Below are 22,183 nucleotides of genomic sequence, written 5' to 3'. Positions count from 1 at the left end.
GATGACCGCCTCAGACCCACTGCTCCGCGTCGAGAACCTACAGACCCGCTTTTACACCGAGGAGGGCGTCGTCCGCGCCGTCGACGGCGTCTCCTTCGACGTCCACGGGGGCGAGATCGTCGGCCTCGTCGGCGAATCGGGTGCCGGCAAGTCCGTCGCCACCTCGTCGATCATGCGGCTCGTCGAGGAACCGGGCGAGATCGTCGGCGGCCGCGTCGAGTTCAAGGGCGAACCCATCGTCGACATCGTCGAAGAGGGCGGAGAGAGACGCCGCTCCGACGCGATGCTCTCCGAACGCGAGATGCGCACGCGCATCCGCGGTCGCGAGATCGCCATCATCTTCCAGGACCCGATGGAGGCGCTCAACCCCGTCTTCACCGTGGGAGCCCAGTTGCGAGAGTTCATCGAGATCAACCGCAACGTCTCGAAGGCGGCGGCGAAAGAGATCGCCATCGACATGCTCCACGAGGTGGGCATCCCCGAGCCCGAGAGCCGATACGAGAGCTACCCCCACCAGTTCTCGGGCGGGATGCGCCAGCGCGTCCTCATCGCGATGGCGCTGTCGTGTGAACCCGCGCTCATCATCGCCGACGAGCCGACGACAGCGCTCGACGTGACCGTCGAGGGACAGATACTCGACCTCGTCGACGACCTCCAGGCGAAGTACGACACGGCGTTCATCTGGGTGACCCACGACATGGGCGTCGTCGCGGAGGTGTGTGACCGCGTCAACGTGATGTACCTCGGCGAGATCATCGAACAGGCACCCGTCGACGACCTGTTCTACGAGACGAAACACCCCTACACGGAGGCGCTCTTGCGGTCGATTCCCCGGCCCGACCGGCGGGTCGACGAACTCGAACCCATCACGGGCGTGATGCCCGAGGCCATCAACCCACCCTCCGGCTGTCGGTTCCACACCCGTTGCCCGGAGGCGCGGGAGGTCTGTCCCCGCGTCGAGCCCGCGTATCAGGAGGTCGAGACGGACCACCACGTCTCCTGCGTCAAGTACGAGGACGTGGGGTACGACGAGTCGACACCGCTCGACACCGAGGCGACGAACGCCTTCGCGGCGAGCGGACTCCTCGACGAGGAAGCCGAGACCGACGGGGGGAGCCGATGAGCGAGGCGGTCGACGCCGACCGGGGGGCGAGCGACGACACGCTCCTGCGCGTCGAGGGACTCACGAAGCACTTCACCCAGGGCGAGGGACTCCTCTCGAGCGTCTTCGGGACGGAGACGGTGAAGGCCGTCGAGGACGTCAGCTTCGACATCCAGCGCGGGGAGACGCTCGGGCTGGTCGGCGAGTCCGGCTGTGGGAAGTCGACGCTCGCGCGGACCGTCCTCCGCCTCTTGGCCCCCACCGAGGGCTCGGTGTACTTCAAGGGGGTCGACCTCGCGGCGATGTCGGGCGAGCGGCTCCGACAGCAGCGCCAGGACATGCAGATGATCTTTCAGGACCCTCAGTCCTCGCTGGACCCGCGGATGAAGGTGGGCCCCATCGTCGAGGAGCCGATGAAGGCCCACGGGCTGTACGCGGGCGAGCGCGAGGAGCGCGCGCGGATGCTCCTGAACAAGGTCGGCCTGGACCCACAACACTACAACCGCTACCCCCACCAGTTCTCCGGAGGACAGCGCCAGCGGGTGAACCTCGCTCGCGCCCTCGCGGTGAACCCCGACTTCATCGTCTGTGACGAGCCGACGAGCGCACTCGACGCGTCCATCCAGGCGCAGGTGCTCAACACGATGAAGCAGCTCCAGCGCGAGTTCGGCCTCACCTACCTGTTCATCAGCCACGACCTGAGCGTCATCAGACACATCTCCGACCGCGTCGCCGTGATGTATCTGGGGCAACTGGTCGAACTCGCCGAGACGGACGAGCTGTTCGAGAACCCACAGCACCCGTACACCGACGCGCTGTTGCAGTCGATTCCCGTGCCGGACCCCCGGGCGACGGGGGCGCGTGGCGTCCTCGCGGGCGACGTCCCCTCGCCCATCGACCCGCCCTCGGGCTGCCGGTTCCGGACGAGATGTCCGAAGCTCATCGCGCCGGAGATGGAGATGAGAGACACCGAGTGGGAGCAGGTTCGGCGGTTCATGCGTGCGGTCTCTCGGCGGACACTCGCGCTCGACGACGGCGAGCGAGCGCTTCGAGCGGAGTACTTCCCGGACGGGACCCCCACGGGGGAGGCGGGCGACGCCGTCGCGGAGGCGCTCGACGCGGTTCTCGACGACGACGTCGCCCGCGCCGACGAGGTGCTCACCGAGACGTTCGCCGAGCAGAGCGTCTGCGCCCGCGAAGAGCCCGCGTACGACGTCGAGTCGACGGTCGGCACCGGGCGGCACTTCGCGGCCTGCCACCTGCATCGGTGAGCCGATAACGAGTCGTTATCGAACGACTGCGGCGCGATGTCCGTGCGGCACACGACGCCGGACCACGGGATAAACCACGAGTTAGGACGACGATAGGCAGCGCGTGATGAAGTACGTCGAGTGCGAACAGTGTACGAGGAGACGAGACGATGTCCGACACCAGCCAGACGACGCCCGCTCGGTTCGCTGACGGGACCACGCGCTACGACGACGTTCAGACGGTCATCACGCCCGAGGGTCCCGACCACTACTCGGTGCGGGTCCGTGAGGCCGACGGCACGACCCACACCCACGCCGTCGAAGGCGTCGTCGTCAACACCGCCGCGGTCCACCTGTCGGACCCCATCTGGTTCGTCGGTGCCAACATCGACATCGGCCTCCCGGCGACCGGCCACGGCGAACGCGTCTGGGTCTGGGTGTGAGCGTCACTCGCGCACCTCGAACGACGTCGTCGCGCGGGCACCACCCTCGTACGCGAGGAAGACGCCGAGTTCGTGCCGTCCCGGTTCGAGGTCGACCCACCGGGTCGGTCCGTCGTTACCCACGCGGCGGACGCGTCCGTGCCAGGTCCGCGAGACGACCTTGCGCTCCCCGCCGCGGAAGGCGAAGGTGCCGGGCGTCTCCCGCGTCGGGTCCGAGAAGCGCGGCTCGTCCGAGGCCTCCAGTTCGCCGTCGACGGTCCACCCCCAGAGCCGTCTGTCGGGCGTCTCGACGACGACGGGGAGCGGGAGTCGGTTCCGGAAGCTGATGCGGAAGGTGATGTCGTCGCCGACGGCGTACGTGGCGCGGTCGGTCTCGACGCCGACGGTGAGCGCGCGGCGGGCCACCGGCTGTGGGACGAACCGGGCGAGGAAGTCGGAGACGGCGCTGCGGTTCTCGTCGAACCCGAAGCGGTCTGGCCGGTCGGCGGCGTCGGACCCACCCATCGGCCGGTGTACGGGTGTCGGCGCTTTCGGTCTGTCGGTGCAGGTGGGCGAGAGTGGACAGTTCATGACCGCGGGGAGCCTCTTCGGGGCATGAACAGACGCGACCTGCTCGCGGTGGGCGCGCTGGCGACGCTCACCGGATGCCTCGGCTACGAACTCCAAGAGACAGAGCGGGTCGCCGAACAGCGGGTCCGCCTCGCAGAACTCGAGGCGACGGTCGAAGCGCGCGAGGAGCGCATCGCCGAACTCGAGGCGGCCCTCGAGACGCGCGAGACACGGCTCGCCGACATCGAAGCCAGTCGCGACGCGCTGGCGCGACAGGTGGACGGGCCGCGGGTGAACGACGTCGCGCTCGTCTCGGAGTGGAACCGCCTCGGCGACGTCGTACACCGGGCGGTCTCGGGCGTCGAACGCGGCGGACTCGCCGTCGTCGCGGTGAACTTCACCACCCCGGTCGTCGGGGGTGAGTCCGGCCAGGGAGCGCAAGCGGAGGCGGCACGACGACTGACGACGGTCTCGGTGACACTGCTGGACGGAGACGGACGCGTGGTCGAAACGCGCGAGCGCGAGTTGCGCTACTTCGTCGAGACGGGGCGACTGGGGGAGACGCCGCTGCTGTTCGACACAGGCGGGCTCTCGGTCGGCGAGTACGTCGCCGAGGCGCACGTCCGAGACGCCGTCGCTGGCGTCGAGTCGCGACCGGTCGCGACGCGGTTCAGCGTCGTCTGAGTCGCGCCGGTTGCCACCCGAGCGGGGGCGGGATTCATGCCGGCGACGCGCCTGGGTCGACCATGCACAGACGGGAACTGCTCGCGCTCTGTGGGCTCGCCGGCGTCAGCGGCTGTCTCGGATACGACCTCGTCGAGCGCGAGACCGTCTCCGAGCGACGGGTCCGCCTCGCCGAACTGGAGGCGACCGTCGACGCACGCGAGGCGCGTATCGCCGAACTCGAACGGGAGGTCGAGACGCTCCGAAGACGGCTCGAAGGGCCACGAATCAACGCGGTCTCGCTGGTGGACGGGTGGGAGCGCGCCGGCGACGTGGTCGTCCGAAGCGTCGACGACGTCACGGCGGGCGACCCGCTGACCGTCGCGGTGAGCTTCACGTATCCGATTCGGGGTACCTCGACCGGGCGGGTAGACGTCTCGCTCGGGGTCGAACTGACCGACGCCGACGGCGAGCGGGTGGCCCGGAACGACCGCACCGTCCGACTGTTCCTCGACCCCGACGCGACCCTCGCCGAACTCCCCGTCCGGTTCGGCGAACCGGGGCTCAGTCCGGGACGGTACGCCGCGACGGCTCACGTCACCGACCGCGTGACCGGACTGGAGACGACGGCGGACGCCGTTGGCTTCCGCGTCCGATAGCGCTCGCTCAGTACGCGGCGACGGTACCGTCCTTTCGGGGTTCGGTCGCCCCCGAGAGGACCGTCCCCGAGCGCCGGACGAGTTGGGCCCCGCCGAACAGTGACGCCGGGAGTACGCGGACGTCGTGTCCGCGGCGGGCGAGTGCCGTCTGAGACTCGAGTCGTTCCTCGACGGCCAGCGTGCCGTCCTCGCGGTAGCGCCACCGCGGTTCGTCGAGGGCGCGCTGAATCGGGAGGTCGCGGTCGACGAGGTTCGAGACCACCTGTACGTGTCCCTGCGGCTGCATGAACCCGCCCATGACACCGAAGGCGGCCCAGTCGTCTCTCGTCTCGTCGGGCGCGAAATCTAACAGTCCTGGGATGAGGGTGTGAAACGGCTTCTTCGTCGGTTCGAGCCGGTTGGGGTGGGTCGGGTCGAGCGAGAACGACGCACCGCGGTTCTGCAGGGCGATGCCCGTCTCGCCCGCGACGAGCCCCGAGCCGAAGCCCGCAAAGCGGGAGTTGATGTACGAGACGACGTTCCCCTCCCGGTCGGCGACACAGACGAGGACGGTGTCGGCGTCCTCGGCGTTGGTGTCGGGCCGAAAGGAGACGTCGTCGGACGCGTCGGGCCCGATCTCTGCCGCGCGTCGCCGCGCCCACTCGCGGGAGTTCAGCGGAGGAATCTCCGCGAACTCGTCGTCGGTGATATACCGGTGGCCGTCGTGGAACGCGCGTTTGGTGGCCTCGGCGAGCAGGTGGAGCCGTTCGACTCCCGACGCGTCCCGCGCGCCCGCCTCGCTCGCGACGTTCAGCGCCTCCAGCGCGATGAGCCCCTGGTTGTTCGGCGGGAGTTCGTACACCTCACACCCACCGTATCGGGTGGAGACGGGGTCGACGAACTCGGGGGTGAACGACGAGAGGTCGTCCATCGAGAGGAAGCCCCCCGCCGACCGGACCGTCTCGACGATGGCCTCGCCGACGTCGCCCTCGTACACGAGGTCGGCTCCCTGCTCGCCGAGACGTTCGAGCGTGCGACCGAGGCGTGGGAGGGTGACCCACTGCCCCACGTCGGGTGCGCGGCCGTCGAAGAGGTACGTCTCGCGGGCGTTCACCGCCTCGAACACCTCCTCGCCGTGTTCCCACTGGGCGGCGACGACCTCACTCACCGGGTACCCCTCGGTGGCGTATCTGACACTCGGGGCGAGACAGTCGGCCAGCGTCAGTCGCCCGAGCGCCTCGACGGTCGTCTCCCAGCCCCGGGCCGTACCGGGGACGGTGACGGTGTGGGGGCCGCGGAACGGCATCTCGACCTCGTCGTCTCGTGTGCCGTCGTCACCGACCGCCGCTCGAACCGCGTCGAGCGTCGCCGACGCGGGCGCACCGCCGCACGAGCGGAGCGCGCCGACGTCGCCGTCGGCGGTCCGGTACAGCGCGAAGACGTCTCCGCCCAGGCCAGTGCTCGTCGGCTCGACGACGTTCAGGGCCGCGGCGGCCGCGACGGCCGCGTCGAAGGCGTTGCCACCCTCTCGGAGGAGTTCGACGCCGGCTTCGGCGGCGAGCGGTTGGCTGGTCGCGACCACCCCTCGGGAGCCGTAGACGGTCGACCGTCGGGAGGTGAAGCGGTCGAGGTCGGGTGCTGGCATACGGGTCCTTCACGGGTAGGGGTCAAAAAGACCGGACGCTTCGTCGAGGGGCGACCTGTGAGCGTTGGAGACGAAGTACGACCGTGACATCGACCCAGCACCGCGGCGACGACTACCTCCGGCGGCCGAGCGCGCGCACGAACCGCTGAGAGACGGCGCTCGTGACCAGTTCCAGCGAGGCCCGGAAGACGCTCCGGTTGCGAACCCGCGCGAGCACGACCCGGTCGTAGAGGCGTTCGGGCAAGAGTGTGCGACAGGCGAGCAGGAGCCACGCCTGCCCGGTGACGGGGTATCGTGCCTTCGGCGTCGGGGATTCGACCGCCTCGACGACGACGCGGGCGACCCGTTCTGGCGGGACGCCACCGGGGTCGTAGTGGTCGGACACGCGGTCGTACAGGTCGCGGTGTGGCGACTGCTCGTCGTCCAGTCCGGCCTTCGCTCGCTCGTTGAATCCCGTCTTCACCGCCCCGGGTTCGACGAGCACGACGTCGACGTCGTCCTGCTCCGCGCGGAGCGCGTCGAAGACGCCTTCGAGGGCGTGTTTCGTCCCGGCGTAGACGCCGTGCAGTGGGAGCGAGGCGCGACCCAGCACCGAGGAGAGCGTGACGACGCGGCCGTCGTTCGCTCGGAGGACGGGGAGCGCCGTCCGGGTGACCGCGAGCGTCCCGAACACGTTGACGCGGAACTGGTCCTCAACGTCGTCCCAGTCGGCGTCCTCCACCGCGCCGAGTTCGTACGTCGCGGCGCAGTTGACGAGGGCGTCGAGGTCCGTCGGGAGGACCGCACGGACGCGTTCCTCGTCGGTGACGTCGCCGACGTGGGTCTCTACCGTAGCGGGGAGCGACGAGAGGCCGTCGGCGTCGACGTCGAACGCGTGGATGCGGTGGCCGCGTCCGGCGAGGCGGAGCACGGTGGCACGGCCGATTCCGGAGGCGGCACCGGTCACGAACACGGTCGGCATGTCGCCTCCGAAAACGGGGCGGGACAAAGACGTATCGGCTGTCGAGCCCGTCGAGCAGCCCGGTGGTCCGAATCAAGTCGAATCGAATCGAGTCGAGTCTACTCGGTGAGGCCGTAGCCGCGCTTGAACAGCGTGATGTTCAGCCCGACGAGGGCCACGGTGAGCCCCGTGAGGACGACGAGCGAGACGTTCGGGTCGACCTCGCTCTGGCCGAGGAAGCCGAACCGAACCCCGTTCACCATGTACACCATCGGGTTGAGGAGCGAGATGTCGCGGAGAAGCGGCGGGAGTTCGGCAATCGAGTAGAAGACGCCGCCGAAGAACACCAGCGGGCGGACGATGAACTGGTTCATCATCGTCAGGTCGTCCCAGTCGTCGGCCCAGAGGCCGCCGACGATGCCGATAGAGGCGAACAGGAAGGTGATGACGAGGCCGAAGGCGACCAGGTAGAACGGTCTGGCGACGCCGACGCTCGTGAACACCGCGCCGACGACGGCGATGAGGAACCCGACGAGCAGTCCCCGAACGACTCCGGCGACGGTGTAGCCGGCCACCATCGTCGAGTACGAGAGCGGCGAGGTCAACGCCTCCTCGATGTAGCGGTTCCACCGGCCGTGGAAGATAGAGAAGGAGGCGTTCTCGAACGCGTTCGAGATGGCCCCGAGCACCACGAGCCCCGGGAGGATGAAGAGGATGTACGGCACGTCGTTGATACTGTTGATCCGCTGGCCGAGGATGACCCCGAACACCGAGAAGTAGAGGACGTTCGTAATCAGGGGAGGAGCGAAGGTGTTCTTCGGCCGGCGGAGGAAGCGCTCGACCTCACGACGAGCGACCGTCCGGAAGCCGACGGTCGAGACCTGCGAGACGAGCGCGAGGACGACAGAGAGGAGCGACATCTACTCGACCCCTCCCGCGGGAATCGTCTCCTGTGAGTGGGTCATCTCGACGAACACCTCTTCGAGAGAGGTCCGCGAGATGTCGAGGTCGACGATCTCGAAGCCCTTGCGGTCGAGTTCACGGAGGAGGTCGGGCGCGAGCAGGCCGCCCTCACGGGTGGTGACGACGATATCCGAGTCGACGAGTTCGACGGCCTCGACCTGGCCGTTGCCGGCGACGATGTCGGGTACCTCGGTCGGCGGGTTCCGCAGGGTGACGCGGACGCGGTCGGTGCCGCGGTTCATCAGTTCGTCGGGGCTCGCCACCTCGACCACTCGGCCCTCGTCGAGGATGGCCACCTCGTCACAGAGCCGTTCGGCCTCCTCGATGTAGTGTGTGGTGAGGAGGATGGTGGTACCGCGGTCGTTGAGTTCGGTGATGAGCTCCCAGAGGTCGCGTCGGAGCTGGACGTCGACGCCCGCGGTCGGCTCGTCGAGGATGAGCAGGTCCGGCTCCGTCACTAGGGCGCGTGCGAGGACGAAGCGTCGCTTCATGCCGCCGGAGAGCCAGTTGAAGCGCGTGTCGCGCTTCTCCCAGATACCGACCTGCTTCAGTGCGTCCTCGGCGCGCTCTCGGGCCTCGGCGCGGGGAATGCCGTGGTAGCCCGCCTTGTGCACGAGGATGTCGCGGATGGGGAAGAACTGGTCGACGTTGAACTCCTGGGGGGCGAGTCCGATGCAGTCGCGTGCGGCTTGGTAGTCAGTCTCGACGTCGTGGCCGAACACCGCCGCGCGGCCGCCGGTCTTGCGGACGAGGCCCACGAGGATGTTGATGAACGTCGTCTTGCCCGCGCCGTTCGGCCCCAGGAGACCGAAGAAGGAACCCTCGGGAACGGTCAGGTCGACGCCTCTCAGCGCCTTCACGTCGCCGTACTGCTTCTGAAGGTTCTCGACCTCGATGGCAGATGTCACTATGTTCGAACACCGGGGGCGAAGCCGATTAAGGCCGACGACATGATTCGACGGATGAGCGGTGCAAGCGTGTGACGTACGGTTGTGAGGGAGCCGAACGCGCCGGACAGCGAGCCGTCGGCGTGTCGGGCGACTGACCGCCGGAGGCGTGGCTCCTCGGAGAACGATACGAACGACACGAACGAGAGGCTGTTTCGAACAGAGCAAACGCTCTGATGCGGGTCAGACCGGTGAGACTCGACTTTCGTCGGGAGCGTGATAGACAATGACAAACATTTATACACCTAAAATCGTTCTGAATAGTAAAATAGCATTATAGAATATTATCATTATAAATCATAAACTTTATTCGGTGGTGTCGAGTGTCCCGAACTGCCGATGTCGACCGTACACGTATCCAAAGCACCGGACCGCCCCACGACCGAATCGCCCGACCCACCGACGCCACCCACACGACCCTAACATGAGCACGAACCCGGACACGACCCGACGCACCGACGCGCGAACCAACCGCGAAGAACTCGAGACCGAAGCGCCGCTCTGTCCCGACCTGGGACGGAACGGGACCGATTCTACCGCCAGACTCCGCCGTGAACTCCACGCGATGCGCGAGCAACTCGACCGCATCGAGCGTCGCCTGGAGGCCGACCGATGAGCGACGCGCCCCTCGAGCCGACCGAGATGGACTCGGACACGTTCACCCGCGACGTCGACAACCCGATGGCGCGCGAACTCCGCCGGAAGTTCGACGAGCAGACGTACGTGTTCGCCCCCGGGCTCTACCACGCGCTCGACGCCCGACTCGCCGAGATGACGGGCCACGACGCCGCGTACATGTCGGGGTACTCGACCGTGCTGGGCCAGTTCGGCTTCCCCGACCTGGAGATGGTGACGATGACCGAGATGGTCGAGAACGCAAAGCGCATCGTCGAGGCGTGTAACATCCCCGTGATCGCGGACTGCGACACGGGCTACGGTGGCGTCCACAACGTCCGCCGGGCCGTGCGCGAGTACGAGAAGGCCGGCGTCGCCGCGGTTCACATCGAGGACCAGACGTCGCCGAAGCGCTGCGGCCACATCGCGGGCAAGCAGATCGTCTCCCGCGAGGAGGCCCGCTCGCGCTTCGAGGCCGCCGTCGACGCGAAGCAGTCCGAGGACACGGTCGTCATCGCGCGAACCGACGCCTACGGCTCGGCGAACGGCGACTGGGAGGAGCACCTCGAACGCGGGCGTATCTACGCCGACGCCGGGGTCGACCTGGTCTGGCCGGAGATGCCCGACCCCAGCCGGGAGGACGCCATCGACTACGCCGAGACCATCCACGAGACGCATCCCGACCTCGACCTCGCGTTCAACTACTCGTCGTCGTTCGCGTGGTCCCAAGAGGAGGACCCGCTCACGTTCCAGGAACTCGGTGAGATGGGCTACAAGTACATCTTCATCACGCTCTTCGGACTCCACTCGGGTGCCCACGCCGCCTACGAGGACTTCCGCAGGCTCGCGACCGACGCCGAGGAGGCGCAGTTCGACCTCGAAGGGCGCTACCTCGACCACCCGACGGAGTCCCACCACGAACTCTCGTTCGTCTCGCGGTACCAGGACATCGAGATGGAGTTCGACGCCGCGGCGCGCGAGCGCATCGAAGGCTCGGCAGGCTTCTCCGAAGAGCAGAGCGAACCCCTGACCAGCGAGGGCGAGACCGCACCCGGCGCCGAGAGTGACGATGACTGAAGAGGTCACGCTCCGCCGGTCACAGCTCGCCACGCCCGGCAGCGACCCGAAGATGATCGCACGGGCACCGGATTCGGGTGCCGACGAGGCCTTCCTCGACCTCGAAGACAGCGTCGCACCCTCGGAGAAGGTGGCCGCGAGAGACAACGTCATCCAGGGGCTCCGCGAGTACGACTGGTCGGAGACGAAACCCTGCTTCCGCATGAACGGCGTCGAGACCGAGTGGTGGTACGACGACGTCATCGAGGTGGTGCGGGAGGCGGGCGAGTATCTCGACACCATCATGGTGCCGATGTGTCACGACGCCTCCTACGTTCAGACCGTCGACGACCTCCTCACGCAGGTCGAACACAACGCCGGTCTCGAAGTGGGACGAATCGGCCTCCAGTGTCAGATCGAGTCCGCGGCAGGGATGACCAACGTCGCCGAGGTCGCTCGCGCCTCCGACCGCATCGAGTCGCTGGTGTTCGGTCCCGGTGACTACACCGCGAGCGTCGGTGCCGCGGGGCTCACCATCGGCTCGGGCGAGGGCTACCCGGGCCACTACTGGCACTACCAGCTCGCCCGCATCGCCCACGCCGCGAAGGCCGAGGGTCTGCAGGTCGTCGACGGCCCCTACGCGGATATCGACGACGCCGAGGGATTCCGCGACTCCTGTCGACACGCCTCGCTTCTGGGCTGCGACGGCAAGTGGGCCATCCACCCCTCACAGATCGAACCCGCGAACGAGGTGTTCGCCCCGTCTCAGGAAGAAGCCGAGCGCGCCGAGCGCATCGTCACCGAGTACGAGCGGGCGATGGACGCGGGGAAGGGTGCAGTGAGCGTCGACGGCGAGATGGTCGACGAGGCGACGAACAAGATGGCACAGCGCATCGTCGCCCGCGCGCGACGAGCGGGTGTCCTGTCGGGAGGGGCGAGCGCGGACTGAACGCGCCGGTCGGCCGGGGACCGACCCACACACCCGACGCTCGGCTTGGTCACACCCCACGCAGTGCGGTCTGTTTCTCCAGTGCTCCGGAAGACGGCGTGTTACCCGGCGGCGCACAGCTGTGCGACAGGGCCTGCTCGTGACAACAGATTCATCAATCAGAGCCACTGTATTCTGCTACGGAGAAACATGAGCGGCGACTCCCCGGACGACGCTCCGGACGAGCCGTGTTCGTCGTGTCGGCTGTCTACCGAACTGAGAGCCGCGTCGCTCCAGCGTCGACACCTCCTCGTCATCGTCATGACCGCGTTCGCGGGGTCGTCGCTCCGGTTCCCCTACGGCTACGGGTACCAGGACTTCGGCGTCGGCGGATACGGCGAGGACCCCGGCGCCGAGGCCCATCCACGAGTCGATCCGTAAGCGGCCCGGATAGCCGGAGGTTCGGAGCGTCGCGAAACACGCGCACTGCGGTACCCTCATCCAGCATACTTTTGCCCGCCGGTGGCAACGTCGGGTCGTGGTCGCTCTCAGCCCGGGCATCGTCATCGTCTTCGCGCTCGTCCTCGCGGCCCTGGTGCTGTTCGCGACCGAACCGGTGCCGGTGGACGTGACAGCCATCGGGGTGATGGTCACGCTGATGCTCGTCGAACCGGTCTCGGGGTTCTTCGTCGGCATCGGTGTCCTCGACGCCCCCGTTCCGATGGTCTCTCCCGAGGAGGGGCTGTCGGGGTTCGCCAACGCCGCGACGCTCACGGTGCTGGCGATGTTCATCCTGAGCGAAGGCGTCCAGCGGACGGGAATCGTCCAGAAGCTGGGCGCGTTCATCTCGCGGTACACCGCCGACAGCGAGAGTCGCCAACTCGGGGCGACCATCGGCGTCGTCGGTCCCATCTCGGGATTCATCAACAACACCGCCGCCGTCGCCATCCTCCTCCCCATGGTGACCGACCTGGCCGAGCGCGGGGGGACCTCCCCTTCGAAGCTCCTCTTGCCGCTCTCGTACGCGTCGATGTTCGGCGGGATGCTCACCCTCATCGGCACCTCGACGAACATCCTCGCCTCGGAACTGTCCGACAGGCTGCTCGGACACCCGTTCGGGATGTTCGAGTTCACCCAGCTGGGAATCGTCGTGAGCCTCGTCGGCACGGTCTACCTCCTCACGGTCGGTCGCGTCCTGACCCCCGAGCGCATCAAACCACGTGTCGACCTCACCGAGGAGTTCGAGATGGCCGACTACCTGACCGAGGTGCGGGTGCGTGAGGACTCACCGCTCGTGGGCATGCGGGTGTCGGAGGCGCTCGTGGAGACGGACTTCGACGTCGACCTCTTGCAGTTGATTCGCCACAACCAGGTGTTCCTCGAACCGCTCGGTCCGAAGGAGATACAGGTCGGCGACGTGTTCGCCCTGCGGACCGACCGCGACACCCTCGTCGGCTTCCTCGACGCGGAAGGGCTCGACGTCGTGCCGGTCACCGTGGACGAAGCCGAACTCGAAGCCGCCGGCGAGGGGCAGAACCTCGTCGAGGTGGTCATCGCGCCCGGGTCGTCGCTCGTCGGCGAGTCGCTCTCGAGTTCGCGGTTCCGTCAGCGCTACGACGCGACGGTCCTCGCGCTCCGCCGCGGTGGCGAACTCGTCCGCAAGCGCCTCGACAGCGTCCAGTTCCGCGTCGGGGACACCCTGCTGGTGCAGGCCGCGACCGAGAGTATCGAGCGGATGGACCAGAACCGCGACTTCATCGTCGCCCAGGAGGTCGAACGTCACGACTTCCGCGCGTCGAAGATTCCCGTCGCCGTCGGAATCGTCGCCGTCGTCGTCGCGCTCGCGGCGATAGATTTCGTCCCTATCGTCGTGAGCGCGCTCGCCGGCGCGGTGGCGATGGTTGCGACCCGCTGTCTGCGCCCCACCGAGATATACGACGCCGTCCAGTGGGACGTCATCTTCCTCCTCGCGGGTGTCATCCCGCTGGGCATCGCCATGGAGCGGACGGGGGCTGCGGGCCTCCTCGCCGACTTCGTCGTCACGAGTGCGACCCTCCTGCCGCTGGTCGGCGTGCTCGCGCTCTTTTACGTCGTGACGGCGCTTCTGACGAACGTCATCTCGAACAACGCGAGCGTCGTCCTGATGATCCCCGTCGCCGTCGAGGCCGCGACGGCGCTCGGCGCGAACGCGTTCTCGTTCGTGCTCGCCGTCACCTTCGCGGCGTCCACCGCGTTCATGACCCCGGTGGGGTATCAGACGAACCTGTTCGTCTACGGGCCCGGCGGCTACCGGTTCACCGACTACATCCGTGTCGGCGGCCCGATGCAACTGCTGTTCGCCGCGACGACGACCCTCGGTATCGTGTTCTTCTTCGGCCTGTGAGCGACCCGTGCCGCGCCACCGCGGCCGCTAGTCGCTCCGGGGAGTGGCGTCGTCCGTTCCGTCGTCGGCTTGCACCCGCGAGAGTCGCATCGCGTTGCCCGTGACGCCGACAGTCATACCCGCGTCGCCCGCCAGTACCGCGAGCCAGATCGGGACGAGCTGGAACGGCACGGCGAGGGCGAGACCGGCCTTGACGGCGAGGCTGGCCACGATGTTCTGTCGGATGACGCGGTTCGCGTCGCCCGCGAGGTCGTAGAGGTACGGCAGCTTCGAGAGGTCGTCACCCATCAGGGCCACGTCGGCCGTCTCCAGCGCCGTGTCGGTGCCCGCGGCACCCATCGCCACGCCGACCGTCGCGGTCGCCATCGCCGGCGCGTCGTTGATGCCGTCGCCGACCATCGCGACGCCGCCGTCGTACTCGGCGACGAGTTCCTCCACGGCCGCGACCTTGTCGTCGGGGAGCAGTTCGGCGCGGTAGTCGTCGACACCGACCTGGTGGGCGATGGCGCGGGCCGTGCGCTCGTTGTCGCCGGTGAGCATGACCGTCCGCTCGACGCCGAGTTCTCGGAGCCGTTCGACGGCCCATCTCGCTTCGGGGCGGACCTCGTCCGCGACGGCGATGAGGCCCTCGAGTTCGTCGTCGGTCCCGACGAGGACGACGGTCTTTCCCTCCGACTGGAGGGCGGGGACGGTCTCGGAGAGGAGGTCCAGACAGTCGTGGCGCTCACAGAGCTGCGTACTCGTCTGTGTGACGACGCCACCGTCGGTCGTCGCGTGGACGTGTGAGAGGTCAAAGCCGAGTTCCTCGAACAGCCCGGGCTTGCCAGCGTAGTGAGGGGTGCCGTCGAGCGTGGCGCGCACGCCCTTGCCGGTGATGCTCTCGAACGCCGTCACCTCGCGGCCACCGACGTCGCCCTCTTCGGCCCGCCCCACGATGGCCGTGCCGATGGGGTGCTCGCTCCGCTTCTCCAGCCCGCGAGCACACCGGAGCACGTCCGCTTCGGTGTTCCCGTTGAGCGGGACGACGTCCGTCACGGTGAGTTCTCCCTTGGTGAGCGTCCCGGTCTTGTCGAACGCGACGGCCTCGACCGCGCCCATCGCCTCCAGATGCGTCCCGCCTTTGATGAGGACGCCGTTCTTCGCGGCGCTCGTGACGCCCGAGACGACGGAGACGGGCGTCGAGATGACGAAGGCACACGGACAGGCGAGCACGAGGAGCGTCAGGCCGTTGACCACCGCCTGCGGCCACGTCGTCCCGAGGACGAACGGCCCCCCGACGGTGACCAGGACGGCGAACCCGACGACGACGGGTGTGTAGAAGGCGGCGAACCGCTCGACGAACTGCTCGCGTTCGGTCCGGTTCGACTGGGCGTCCTCGACCATGGAGACGATGCGCGAGAGCGTGTCGTCGCCGGCGGCGGAGGTGACGCTGAACTCGAGGTACCCCTCCTCGTTGATCGTCCCGGCGTACACCTCGTCGCCGACCGTCTTGTCGACGGGCACGCTCTCGCCCGTGATGGGGGCCTGGTTGACGGCGCTGTCGCCGGCGACGACCTCGCCGTCCATCGGGACCTTCTCGCCGGGCCTGACGACGACCACGTCGCCGACGGCGACGTCTTCGACGGGGACGGTCTCGGCTCGGTCGCCTCGTCTGACCGTCGCCACGTCGGGCGAGAGGTCCATCAGTTCCTGCAGGGAGTCGCGGGCGCGGTCCATCGACGCGCGTTCGAGCAGTTCGGCGACGCTGAACAGCACGGCGAGGGTCGCGGCCTCGAAGTACAGCGCCTCGCCGAACGCGAGGCTGGCCGCCAGCGCTCCGAGAATCGCGACGGACATCAGGAAGTCGATGTCGAGGTTCAGGTTCCGCGCCGAGTAGTAGCCGTTCCGAACGATAGCCTGCCCGCTGACCGCGACGGCGGCGAGAAAGAGGACGTCGGCGACGAACAACGGCTCGCCGACGACGCTCGCGACCGGGGCGTTCACACCGGTCACCAGGAACTCCAAGAGCAGGCCGACGGCGAGGAAGACGCCGCCGACACCCGTCTTGACCGCCCGGCGACTCCGCCACGCGCTCTCGTTCGCGTCGTCGCTGGCGTCGTGGCCGTCGGACGTGCCGCCGTCGCGTTCGGTCACCTCGTACCCCGCACCCTCGATCGCGCCGACGAGGTCCGTATCGCTCGCGGCCGCGGAATCGTACCGCACCACGACGCGACCGGTGGTCGGCTGCGTCTCGTAGGACCTGACGCCGTCGACCCGGCGCAGGCTGCTCTCGACCTTTCCGGCACACGACGCACAGTCCATCCCCGGCACCGAGAGGCTGACTTCGGCGTCCTCGGGCCCGGCTGCGATGGACTCGGCGTGGTTCCCGTCGTCGGGGGTCTCCGACGACGGGTTCCCGTCCTCGTGCCGACGCGTCTCGGACGATTCCATTGGTGAATCGTACTGTCCGCGGTCGTATTAACTTGGCTGCTACAAAAGCGGTCCTGCTCGATAATTTCTAGTATGTTATCGGTACTCAGTTAATAACTCGCGGGAGCGGACACGTGATTGCACGGCGAGCAGGATGAAGCGACGACGAAGACATGCACTCGGGTCACCCGGATTCGAACCGGGGCCAAATCGTGTCGGTCGTCTTGCAGGGCTCGACTCCGCTCCTGCGGTTTTTCCACAAGTTTTTGCGAGGGAGCGAAGCGACCGAGCAGAAAGTAGAGTGGGACCGCCCGGATTCGAACCGGGGTCACGGGCACCCAAGGCCCGAAGTATACCAGGCTAACCCACGGTCCCGTACTCGATAGTGGACGAGCGGGCCGGTAAAACGTTTCGTTGCGCGGCGCTCGGTGAGTCGACACGGCGGACCACCCGAACCGTCGTCGCGAAGCGTGGAACCGATAAAGAGAGAGAAAGCGGCCGACGCAGACGCCGACACTCACGCTGACACTCGTAGCGACGCACGAACGCGTCGACAGCGAGGCAGCGGAGGCGACGACGGCAGTGGTGTGAGGTCGGAGCGCGACCGCGTCGCCCGACAGCTCAGGCGGGCGGCGACGTGAGGACGAGGTCGCCCGTCTCGACCATCGATTCGAGCGGGTTGTCCTCGATGTCGAGCGGCAGGTCGACGCGGCCACGGCGGCGCGCGGACTCCCAGCTGGCGAAGATGAGCTCCTCGGCCGCGAGCGCGTGCCTCGCCGAGAGCTCCGATTCGGTGCCCTCGCGAAGGGCCGCGACGAGTTCCTCGATTGCCCGCGCCTCGTAGCTCGTCGTCGAGAGCTGGTCGGTCAGTTTCGACGAGAGCGTCGCAGGGAGCCGACTCGCCACGGTCGTCAGGCCCGACCGCATCCGGCCGGGAACGGGCTTGTGGACGGTGTCGAGCCCGGTGTCGACGACGGTCCAGTCCGCGCCGTCGACGCGGTACCGGAGTTCGGCCTCGTCGGTGCCGAGTTCGATGACCCCCTTCGAGCCGACGACGCGGAGCTGACAGCCGACGAAGTCGGCGGCACGGCCCGTCGACGCGAGGCCGTCGACCCCGTTGGCGTAGCGCCACTGCGAGATGGCCTGGTTCTCGTTGTGCGTCCCGAAGAGGACGTTCTCCTCGGTGTAGTCGATGTTGGCGAGGACCCACTCGACGGGCGACCCGTCGTTGAGGTAGTTGCAGATGTCGAAGAAGTGCGTCCCCATGTCGTAGAGCGTCTCCGCACCGAACTCCACCCGTTCGACGTCGCCGATGCGACCCTCGGAGACGAGCGTCTTCGCCTGTCGGACCGGCTTGCCGAAGCGCTTCTGGTGGTTGATGGTCAGCTGGACGCCCTCGGCGTCACAGACGCGAGCCATCTCCTGCGCGTCACCCCAGGTGAGCGCCATGGGCTTCTCGCAGTGGATGGCCGTCACCACGCCGCTCTTCGCCGTGCCGATGACGAGCGGTGCGTGGACGGACGGGGGAGTACAGATGCTCACGATGTCGGGGCGGGTCTCCGAGAGCATCTCCTCGTAGTCGGTGTAGACGTGCTCGAGCGGGATGTCGTGGGTTCGGGCGAACGCCTCGGCGTTCTCCCGGACGATGTCCGCACAGGCGACGAGTTCACAGTCGTCGAGGCGCTGGTAGCCAGGGGCGTGGCGGTACGCCATCGCGAACCCGTCGGTACTCGGGTTCTTCGGGTCGGGACCGGTGCCGATGAACGCGACAGTGTAGGTCATGGTACCCGCAGTACACCGGACGGACACATAAACAAGCAGTCACTAACGGGGGGCGTGCGGACCGGCACCCGCACGCTACCGGGGTGTTAGTCCCGGCCTGACGAGAGCGGGGAGATACCCTCGGACGAGTCGCGGAGGGACGCGGACGCCGACGGAGTCGAGTGGTCGCTCGGGTGTCGCTGCTCGGGGATGTCGACGAGTCCGAGCAACTGGGCGGTGAGCCGACGGACGCGACCGAACGTGAGGACGAGCATCGCGACCGTCTCGATCGGTTGGCGGCGGAGCACGTCCGTCGGCAGACACTTCCGGAGACGGGTGGAGAGGGGAACGTCGTCGACGACCCACCAGTCGGCGTCGGCTTTTCCGTGGCGGTACGACTTCTCCCAGTACTGCCGAACCGAGAACGCGTAGTAGTGCTCGACGACCATGCTGGGCTCGTACCAGATGTCGAACTGCTCGCTGATTCGACGGCCGAGTTCCGTCTCCTCGTGCCCGTGGAAGAACGTCTCGTTGAACCCGCCGACGGCGTCGAGAACCGACTTCCGCATCGCCATGTTACAGCCGACGATGAGGTCGGTGTGCTTCCCCTCGTCACCCTGGTCGTACCACGGCAACTGTTTGTACGTGATGACGGCGTCGTCGGGCTGGAACACCCGGCCCGCGACCACGTCGTGTTCGTCGAGCGCATCACTCACCGCCTGGAGGTAGCCCGGACGCGGCATCGAGTCGTCGTCGAGGAACACGAGTTTCTCGGCGTTCGCTCGCTTGATGGCCTCGTTCCGCGCTTTGGACGCGCCGGGGTCGGAGCGAATCACGACCTCGTAGTCGTCGAAGTCCTGCGTCTCGAGATAGCGGAGGCAGTCGATCTCCGACGCCGGTTTGATCGTTGGGATGATGATGCTTAGCTCGACCATGAGACAGATGCCTGTTACTTCACGATACGCTGTTCGACCCGATATACCTTTCTGCGTGATGAAACGTCTCTCGCTGCGCCCACAGCGGACGGCGGTCGCCCCGAACGTTCAAATACGACCGGGCGGCCTCCCGTCCGTAGATGCCGACCTTCACCGAGGTGTCGCAGGCGGCGTACTGTCCCCGGCAACTGTACTACGCGCGTCGAGACGGCGACGACGGCCCCGACCCCCAAGACCGCCGCCGACAGCGACTCGCGTTCGAGTACGACGAACTCCGTGACGCCAGTGATGCGCAGTTGCGCGACCTGCCAATCGCCCACTCGCCGGGCGCGTATCGGGCGGCGCTGGACCGACTGGCCGAGCGTGACGACTGGGCGGCGCTCTGTCGGCCGACCGCGACGGACGTCTTTCTCACCGGCAAGGACTGTCGCGGCCGCGTCCACAAACTGCTCGACACCGCCGACGGAACGGTGCCGACGTTCGTCTCACCCGGAACGCCGCCCGAACGAGGCGTCTGGGAGCCACAACAGGTGCGGGCGGTCGCCGCGGCGAAGGCGCTGTCTTGGGAGCGCGAGACGGCGACACCGCACGCACTCGTCGAGTACCCCACACACGGCGTCGTCCGAACCGTCAGGCTGACCACGCGGGCGAAGGCGGCGTACCGACGAGCGCTCCGTGCGGTGCGGTCGCTCGACGGGCCACCGCCGCGACTGCGCGATTCCGCTCGCTGTCGCGCCTGTTCGTACCGGGACCGCTGTGGGGTCCGAACGCGCTCGATGCGGTCACTTCTCGGCCGGTGACTACTCACCGCCCTCACCCGCTTCGGCCTCGTGTTCCTCGATGGATTCCCAGATCGTACACCAGTCCTCGGGGTCGACGTAGCCTTCGACCTTCGCGCAGGCCCCGAAGCCGTCGCCGTTCACGTCGGGGATGTACTCCGCGCAGTTCCCGCAGTTCTGGTCGGGCCCCGCGTACTCGCTCTCGTCGGCCTCGGCGAACCGGACCGCCTCCTTCGTCCGCAGGTTCTCCGGGTCGCGTCGTTCGCCGGCCTGTGAGCGCGCCGTTCGGTACACCTCGGGCACCGGTCCGTGGACGAACTCCTCCATCGACACGCCCGGTGGGGGTGCCTCTTCGGGTTCCCCTCCCGTCCCGTCTTCGCTTCGGGTGTCGGCCATCTCGGCCGGTGTCGGCGTCGGCGTCGACTCACTCTCACCACCGGTCCCGCCGGTACAACCAGCGAGGCTACCGAGACCGATCGCACCGAGAAGCGTTACGAACCGCCGTTTCTGCCTGTCGACTCCCCCCATGCTATCAGCTAGCATGTCGAGAGATATAAATGAACTCGACGGGAGCCGGGAGGTGAGAACCGGAGGGGCGGGGTCGGGAGACGAGAGCCGCGACGCGCGTTCGGCGGCACCGCCGCGCTTGAATCAGGCGGTCACGCCGTCACAGTGGCACACCGTCAGGTCGTCGCGTCGGTGTGTTCGGCCAGCCACGCCGTCACGGCGTCGGCGTGAGCGCCGCGGCGGTGGACGACGCCACGACCGGGGTCGACGACAGTGCTCTCCGAGCCGAGCGTCTCTCCCCCGTCGAGGACGACGGCGCAGGCGTCCCGGATGTCGGAGGCGAGGTCGGCGACCCGGCGGACGCTCCCGCTCCCCGAGACGTTGGCGCTCGTGGCCGTCACCGGCAGCGGCTTCGCGGCCCGGTAGAACGCGAGCGCGACCTCGTGGTCCGGGATGCGGAGGCCGACGCGGTCGCGACCGGCGGTGAGTTCGTCGGGGAGGGCGGGGTCGACCTCAACGACCACGGTCACGGGACCGGGAAGGAACGCCTCGATGAAGCGTTCGTCGAGCGCAGTGAGCCGCGTGTACCGTCGGGCGGTCTCGACGTCGGGGACGCCGAGCGAGAGCGGTTTGTCACGGCTGCGGCCCTTACAGGCGAAGACACGTTCGACCGCCGCCGCGCTAGACGCGTCCGCACCGAGCCCGTACACCGTCTCCGTCGGGTAGACGACCAGTTCGTCGTCGGCGATGGCTGCGGCTGCGGCCGCGAGCTGGTCGGCAGTGGGGGTGGGGCTGTCGGTAGTCACGTGTGCTGGTGGTCAGGCGAGGTCCGCGATGGCCGCTTCGACCTCGTCGTAGTCGGGGAAGTCGGGCCACTCGCTCGCGACCCACGCGTACTGTATCGTGCGGTCGCCGTCGATGAGGAACACGGCCGGCCGCGGCTCTTCGATGCCGGTCATTCCGTCCATCGGATTGGGGATGCCGTACTCCCGGGCGACGCCGTTCGCGGGGTCCGAGAAGAGGCGGTAGTCCATCTCCCGCTCGGCGATGAACGTCTTGTGCTCGTAGGGCGTGGAGATGGAGACGCCGACGACGGTGAGCGAGTCGCCCCACTGGCGGTCGCGAATCTCGTTCCACATGTACGTCGCCGGGAAGGCACCGTCCATCGTCGAGAAGACGAGACAGACCGGACCCTCGGCGGTGAGGTCGGCGAGAGAGACGTCCTCCCAGTACTCCTCGGTCACGAGCGGACGGGTGAAGTCGGGGGCGGTGTCGCCAACGTCGACGTGGTCCGCCTCGTGGAGTTCGACGACATCGAAGTCGACCATCTACGACCCCTCCCCGTAAGTCTTCTCGAGGTAGTCGACGATGTTGGCCGACTCGGACATCGTCACGCCCGTCGTGTCGTCGACGAGGGCCGGGACGGTCCGCTTGCCCGAGACACGCTTGACGACGTCGCGGTCCCCGTGCATCGGCTCGACGAATCGGGAGGTGTACTCGAGGCCGTACTCGTCGAGTTTCCGGACGACGCGCTCACAGTACGGACACGCCTGGAGTCGGTACAGCGTGATGGCCGAATCGGTCATACGTGACCGTTGGGGAGTGTTCGGCCTAAGCGTGTCGCAACGTGACGACGTGGTCGTGGATGGACAACTCTTAATTCCGCGCCC

General features: G+C 67.7%; 23 protein-coding genes and 1 tRNA gene. 11 read left to right on the top strand and 13 right to left on the bottom strand.

Going from position 1 to position 22,183, the window contains the following annotated elements:
* Position 1: 1 nt before the first annotated feature.
* The 3 genes from E6N53_RS05770 to E6N53_RS05760 all read left to right on the top strand — a co-directional run bounded on the left by E6N53_RS05770 (position 2) and on the right by E6N53_RS05760 (position 2,795).
* The gene (locus E6N53_RS05770) at positions 2–1,123 is read left to right on the top strand and encodes an ABC transporter ATP-binding protein (protein WP_142857625.1); all 1,122 of its coding nucleotides are present in this window, start codon (positions 2–4) and stop codon (positions 1,121–1,123) included.
* Entirely contained in the window at positions 1,120–2,373 is a 1,254-nt protein-coding gene (locus E6N53_RS05765) for an ABC transporter ATP-binding protein (protein ID WP_136589733.1), read from the top strand. The genes E6N53_RS05770 and E6N53_RS05765 overlap by 4 nt, the downstream gene beginning before the upstream one ends.
* Positions 2,374–2,522: 149 nt before the next feature.
* Positions 2,523–2,795 (top strand): hypothetical protein, encoded by a 273-nt coding sequence (locus E6N53_RS05760; RefSeq protein WP_136589734.1) that lies wholly within the window; start codon positions 2,523–2,525, stop codon positions 2,793–2,795.
* Positions 2,796–2,798: 3 nt separating this feature from the next.
* On the opposite strand, the gene E6N53_RS05755 is transcribed toward E6N53_RS05760, so the two are convergent.
* On the bottom strand, positions 2,799–3,365 hold the full coding sequence (locus E6N53_RS05755) for a DUF7974 family protein (RefSeq protein ID WP_236642309.1): 567 nt from the start codon (positions 3,363–3,365) through the stop codon (positions 2,799–2,801).
* A 24-nt stretch (positions 3,366–3,389) separates the two neighbouring features.
* Between E6N53_RS05755 and E6N53_RS05750 the strand changes: the two genes are divergently transcribed.
* Positions 3,390–4,028 (top strand): coiled-coil domain-containing protein, encoded by a 639-nt coding sequence (locus E6N53_RS05750; protein WP_142857622.1) that lies wholly within the window; start codon positions 3,390–3,392, stop codon positions 4,026–4,028.
* 62 nt (positions 4,029–4,090) lie between these two features.
* Positions 4,091–4,666, top strand: a complete 576-nt coding sequence (locus E6N53_RS05745; RefSeq protein WP_142857620.1) for a TMF family protein — start codon at positions 4,091–4,093, stop codon at positions 4,664–4,666.
* Between the two features lie 7 nt (positions 4,667–4,673).
* Here the strand turns inward: E6N53_RS05745 and E6N53_RS05740 are convergent, their stop codons facing one another.
* From E6N53_RS05740 to E6N53_RS05725, 4 genes are all read right to left on the bottom strand, one after another.
* On the bottom strand, positions 4,674–6,290 hold the full coding sequence (locus tag E6N53_RS05740) for a gamma-glutamyltransferase family protein (protein ID WP_142857618.1): 1,617 nt from the start codon (positions 6,288–6,290) through the stop codon (positions 4,674–4,676).
* 112 nt (positions 6,291–6,402) lie between these two features.
* Positions 6,403–7,251 carry an SDR family NAD(P)-dependent oxidoreductase gene (locus tag E6N53_RS05735; protein WP_142857616.1) on the bottom strand — a complete coding sequence of 283 codons (849 nt, stop codon included), beginning with the start codon at positions 7,249–7,251 and terminating at the stop codon, positions 6,403–6,405.
* Positions 7,252–7,349: 98 nt separating this feature from the next.
* Complete coding sequence (locus E6N53_RS05730) at positions 7,350–8,150, bottom strand: ABC transporter permease (RefSeq protein WP_136589740.1); 801 nt, start codon at positions 8,148–8,150, stop codon at positions 7,350–7,352.
* Positions 8,151–9,101, bottom strand: coding sequence for an ABC transporter ATP-binding protein (locus E6N53_RS05725; protein WP_142857614.1), 951 nt, complete (start codon positions 9,099–9,101; stop codon positions 8,151–8,153).
* A 463-nt stretch (positions 9,102–9,564) separates the two neighbouring features.
* On the opposite strand from E6N53_RS05725, the gene E6N53_RS05720 reads away from it, so the two are divergent.
* The 5 genes from E6N53_RS05720 (at position 9,565) to E6N53_RS05700 (ending at position 14,122) form a co-directional block, all read left to right on the top strand.
* Positions 9,565–9,756, top strand: a complete 192-nt coding sequence (locus E6N53_RS05720) for a hypothetical protein (RefSeq protein WP_136589742.1) — start codon at positions 9,565–9,567, stop codon at positions 9,754–9,756.
* Positions 9,753–10,832 carry an isocitrate lyase gene (gene aceA, locus E6N53_RS05715; RefSeq protein WP_142857612.1) on the top strand — a complete coding sequence of 360 codons (1,080 nt, stop codon included), beginning with the start codon at positions 9,753–9,755 and terminating at the stop codon, positions 10,830–10,832. Before E6N53_RS05720 ends, aceA begins: the two co-directional genes overlap by 4 nt.
* Entirely contained in the window at positions 10,825–11,760 is a 936-nt protein-coding gene (locus E6N53_RS05710) for an HpcH/HpaI aldolase/citrate lyase family protein (RefSeq protein WP_394344743.1), read from the top strand. Before aceA ends, E6N53_RS05710 begins: the two co-directional genes overlap by 8 nt.
* A 189-nt stretch (positions 11,761–11,949) precedes the next feature.
* Positions 11,950–12,180 (top strand): hypothetical protein, encoded by a 231-nt coding sequence (locus tag E6N53_RS05705; protein WP_136589745.1) that lies wholly within the window; start codon positions 11,950–11,952, stop codon positions 12,178–12,180.
* 97 nt (positions 12,181–12,277) lie between these two features.
* A complete protein-coding gene (locus E6N53_RS05700) occupies positions 12,278–14,122 on the top strand; it encodes an SLC13 family permease (protein WP_142857608.1) in 1,845 nt (614 codons plus the stop codon).
* A gap of 27 nt (positions 14,123–14,149) precedes the next feature.
* Here E6N53_RS05700 and E6N53_RS05695 read toward each other — a convergent pair whose 3' ends face one another.
* From E6N53_RS05695 to E6N53_RS05675, 4 genes are all read right to left on the bottom strand, one after another.
* A complete protein-coding gene (locus tag E6N53_RS05695; protein ID WP_142857606.1) occupies positions 14,150–16,552 on the bottom strand; it encodes a heavy metal translocating P-type ATPase in 2,403 nt (800 codons plus the stop codon).
* 281 nt (positions 16,553–16,833) lie between these two features.
* Positions 16,834–16,906, bottom strand: a tRNA-Pro gene (locus tag E6N53_RS05685).
* 246 nt (positions 16,907–17,152) lie between these two features.
* Positions 17,153–18,313: a Gfo/Idh/MocA family protein gene (locus tag E6N53_RS05680; RefSeq protein WP_136589758.1), complete on the bottom strand. Its 1,161-nt coding sequence runs from the start codon at positions 18,311–18,313 to the stop codon at positions 17,153–17,155.
* 86 nt (positions 18,314–18,399) lie between these two features.
* Positions 18,400–19,227, bottom strand: a complete 828-nt coding sequence (locus E6N53_RS05675; RefSeq protein ID WP_142857604.1) for a glycosyltransferase family 2 protein — start codon at positions 19,225–19,227, stop codon at positions 18,400–18,402.
* Between the two features lie 140 nt (positions 19,228–19,367).
* On the opposite strand from E6N53_RS05675, the gene E6N53_RS05670 reads away from it, so the two are divergent.
* Positions 19,368–20,027 (top strand): CRISPR-associated protein Cas4, encoded by a 660-nt coding sequence (locus E6N53_RS05670; RefSeq protein ID WP_142857601.1) that lies wholly within the window; start codon positions 19,368–19,370, stop codon positions 20,025–20,027.
* Here the strand turns inward: E6N53_RS05670 and E6N53_RS05665 are convergent, their stop codons facing one another.
* The 4 genes from E6N53_RS05665 to E6N53_RS05650 all read right to left on the bottom strand — a co-directional run bounded on the left by E6N53_RS05665 (position 20,028) and on the right by E6N53_RS05650 (position 22,099).
* Positions 20,028–20,534 (bottom strand): high-potential iron-sulfur protein, encoded by a 507-nt coding sequence (locus E6N53_RS05665; protein WP_142857599.1) that lies wholly within the window; start codon positions 20,532–20,534, stop codon positions 20,028–20,030.
* 155 nt (positions 20,535–20,689) lie between these two features.
* Positions 20,690–21,319, bottom strand: coding sequence for an L-threonylcarbamoyladenylate synthase (locus tag E6N53_RS05660; RefSeq protein WP_142857596.1), 630 nt, complete (start codon positions 21,317–21,319; stop codon positions 20,690–20,692).
* A gap of 12 nt (positions 21,320–21,331) precedes the next feature.
* Positions 21,332–21,841 carry a redoxin domain-containing protein gene (locus E6N53_RS05655; protein WP_142857594.1) on the bottom strand — a complete coding sequence of 170 codons (510 nt, stop codon included), beginning with the start codon at positions 21,839–21,841 and terminating at the stop codon, positions 21,332–21,334.
* Positions 21,842–22,099: a glutaredoxin family protein gene (locus E6N53_RS05650; RefSeq protein WP_136600751.1), complete on the bottom strand. Its 258-nt coding sequence runs from the start codon at positions 22,097–22,099 to the stop codon at positions 21,842–21,844.
* Positions 22,100–22,183 lie beyond the last annotated feature (84 nt).

This window comes from Salinigranum halophilum (genome assembly GCF_007004735.1).
Taxonomy (GTDB): domain Archaea; phylum Halobacteriota; class Halobacteria; order Halobacteriales; family Haloferacaceae; genus Salinigranum; species Salinigranum halophilum.
This window is presented reverse-complemented; position numbering and strand designations above follow the sequence as displayed.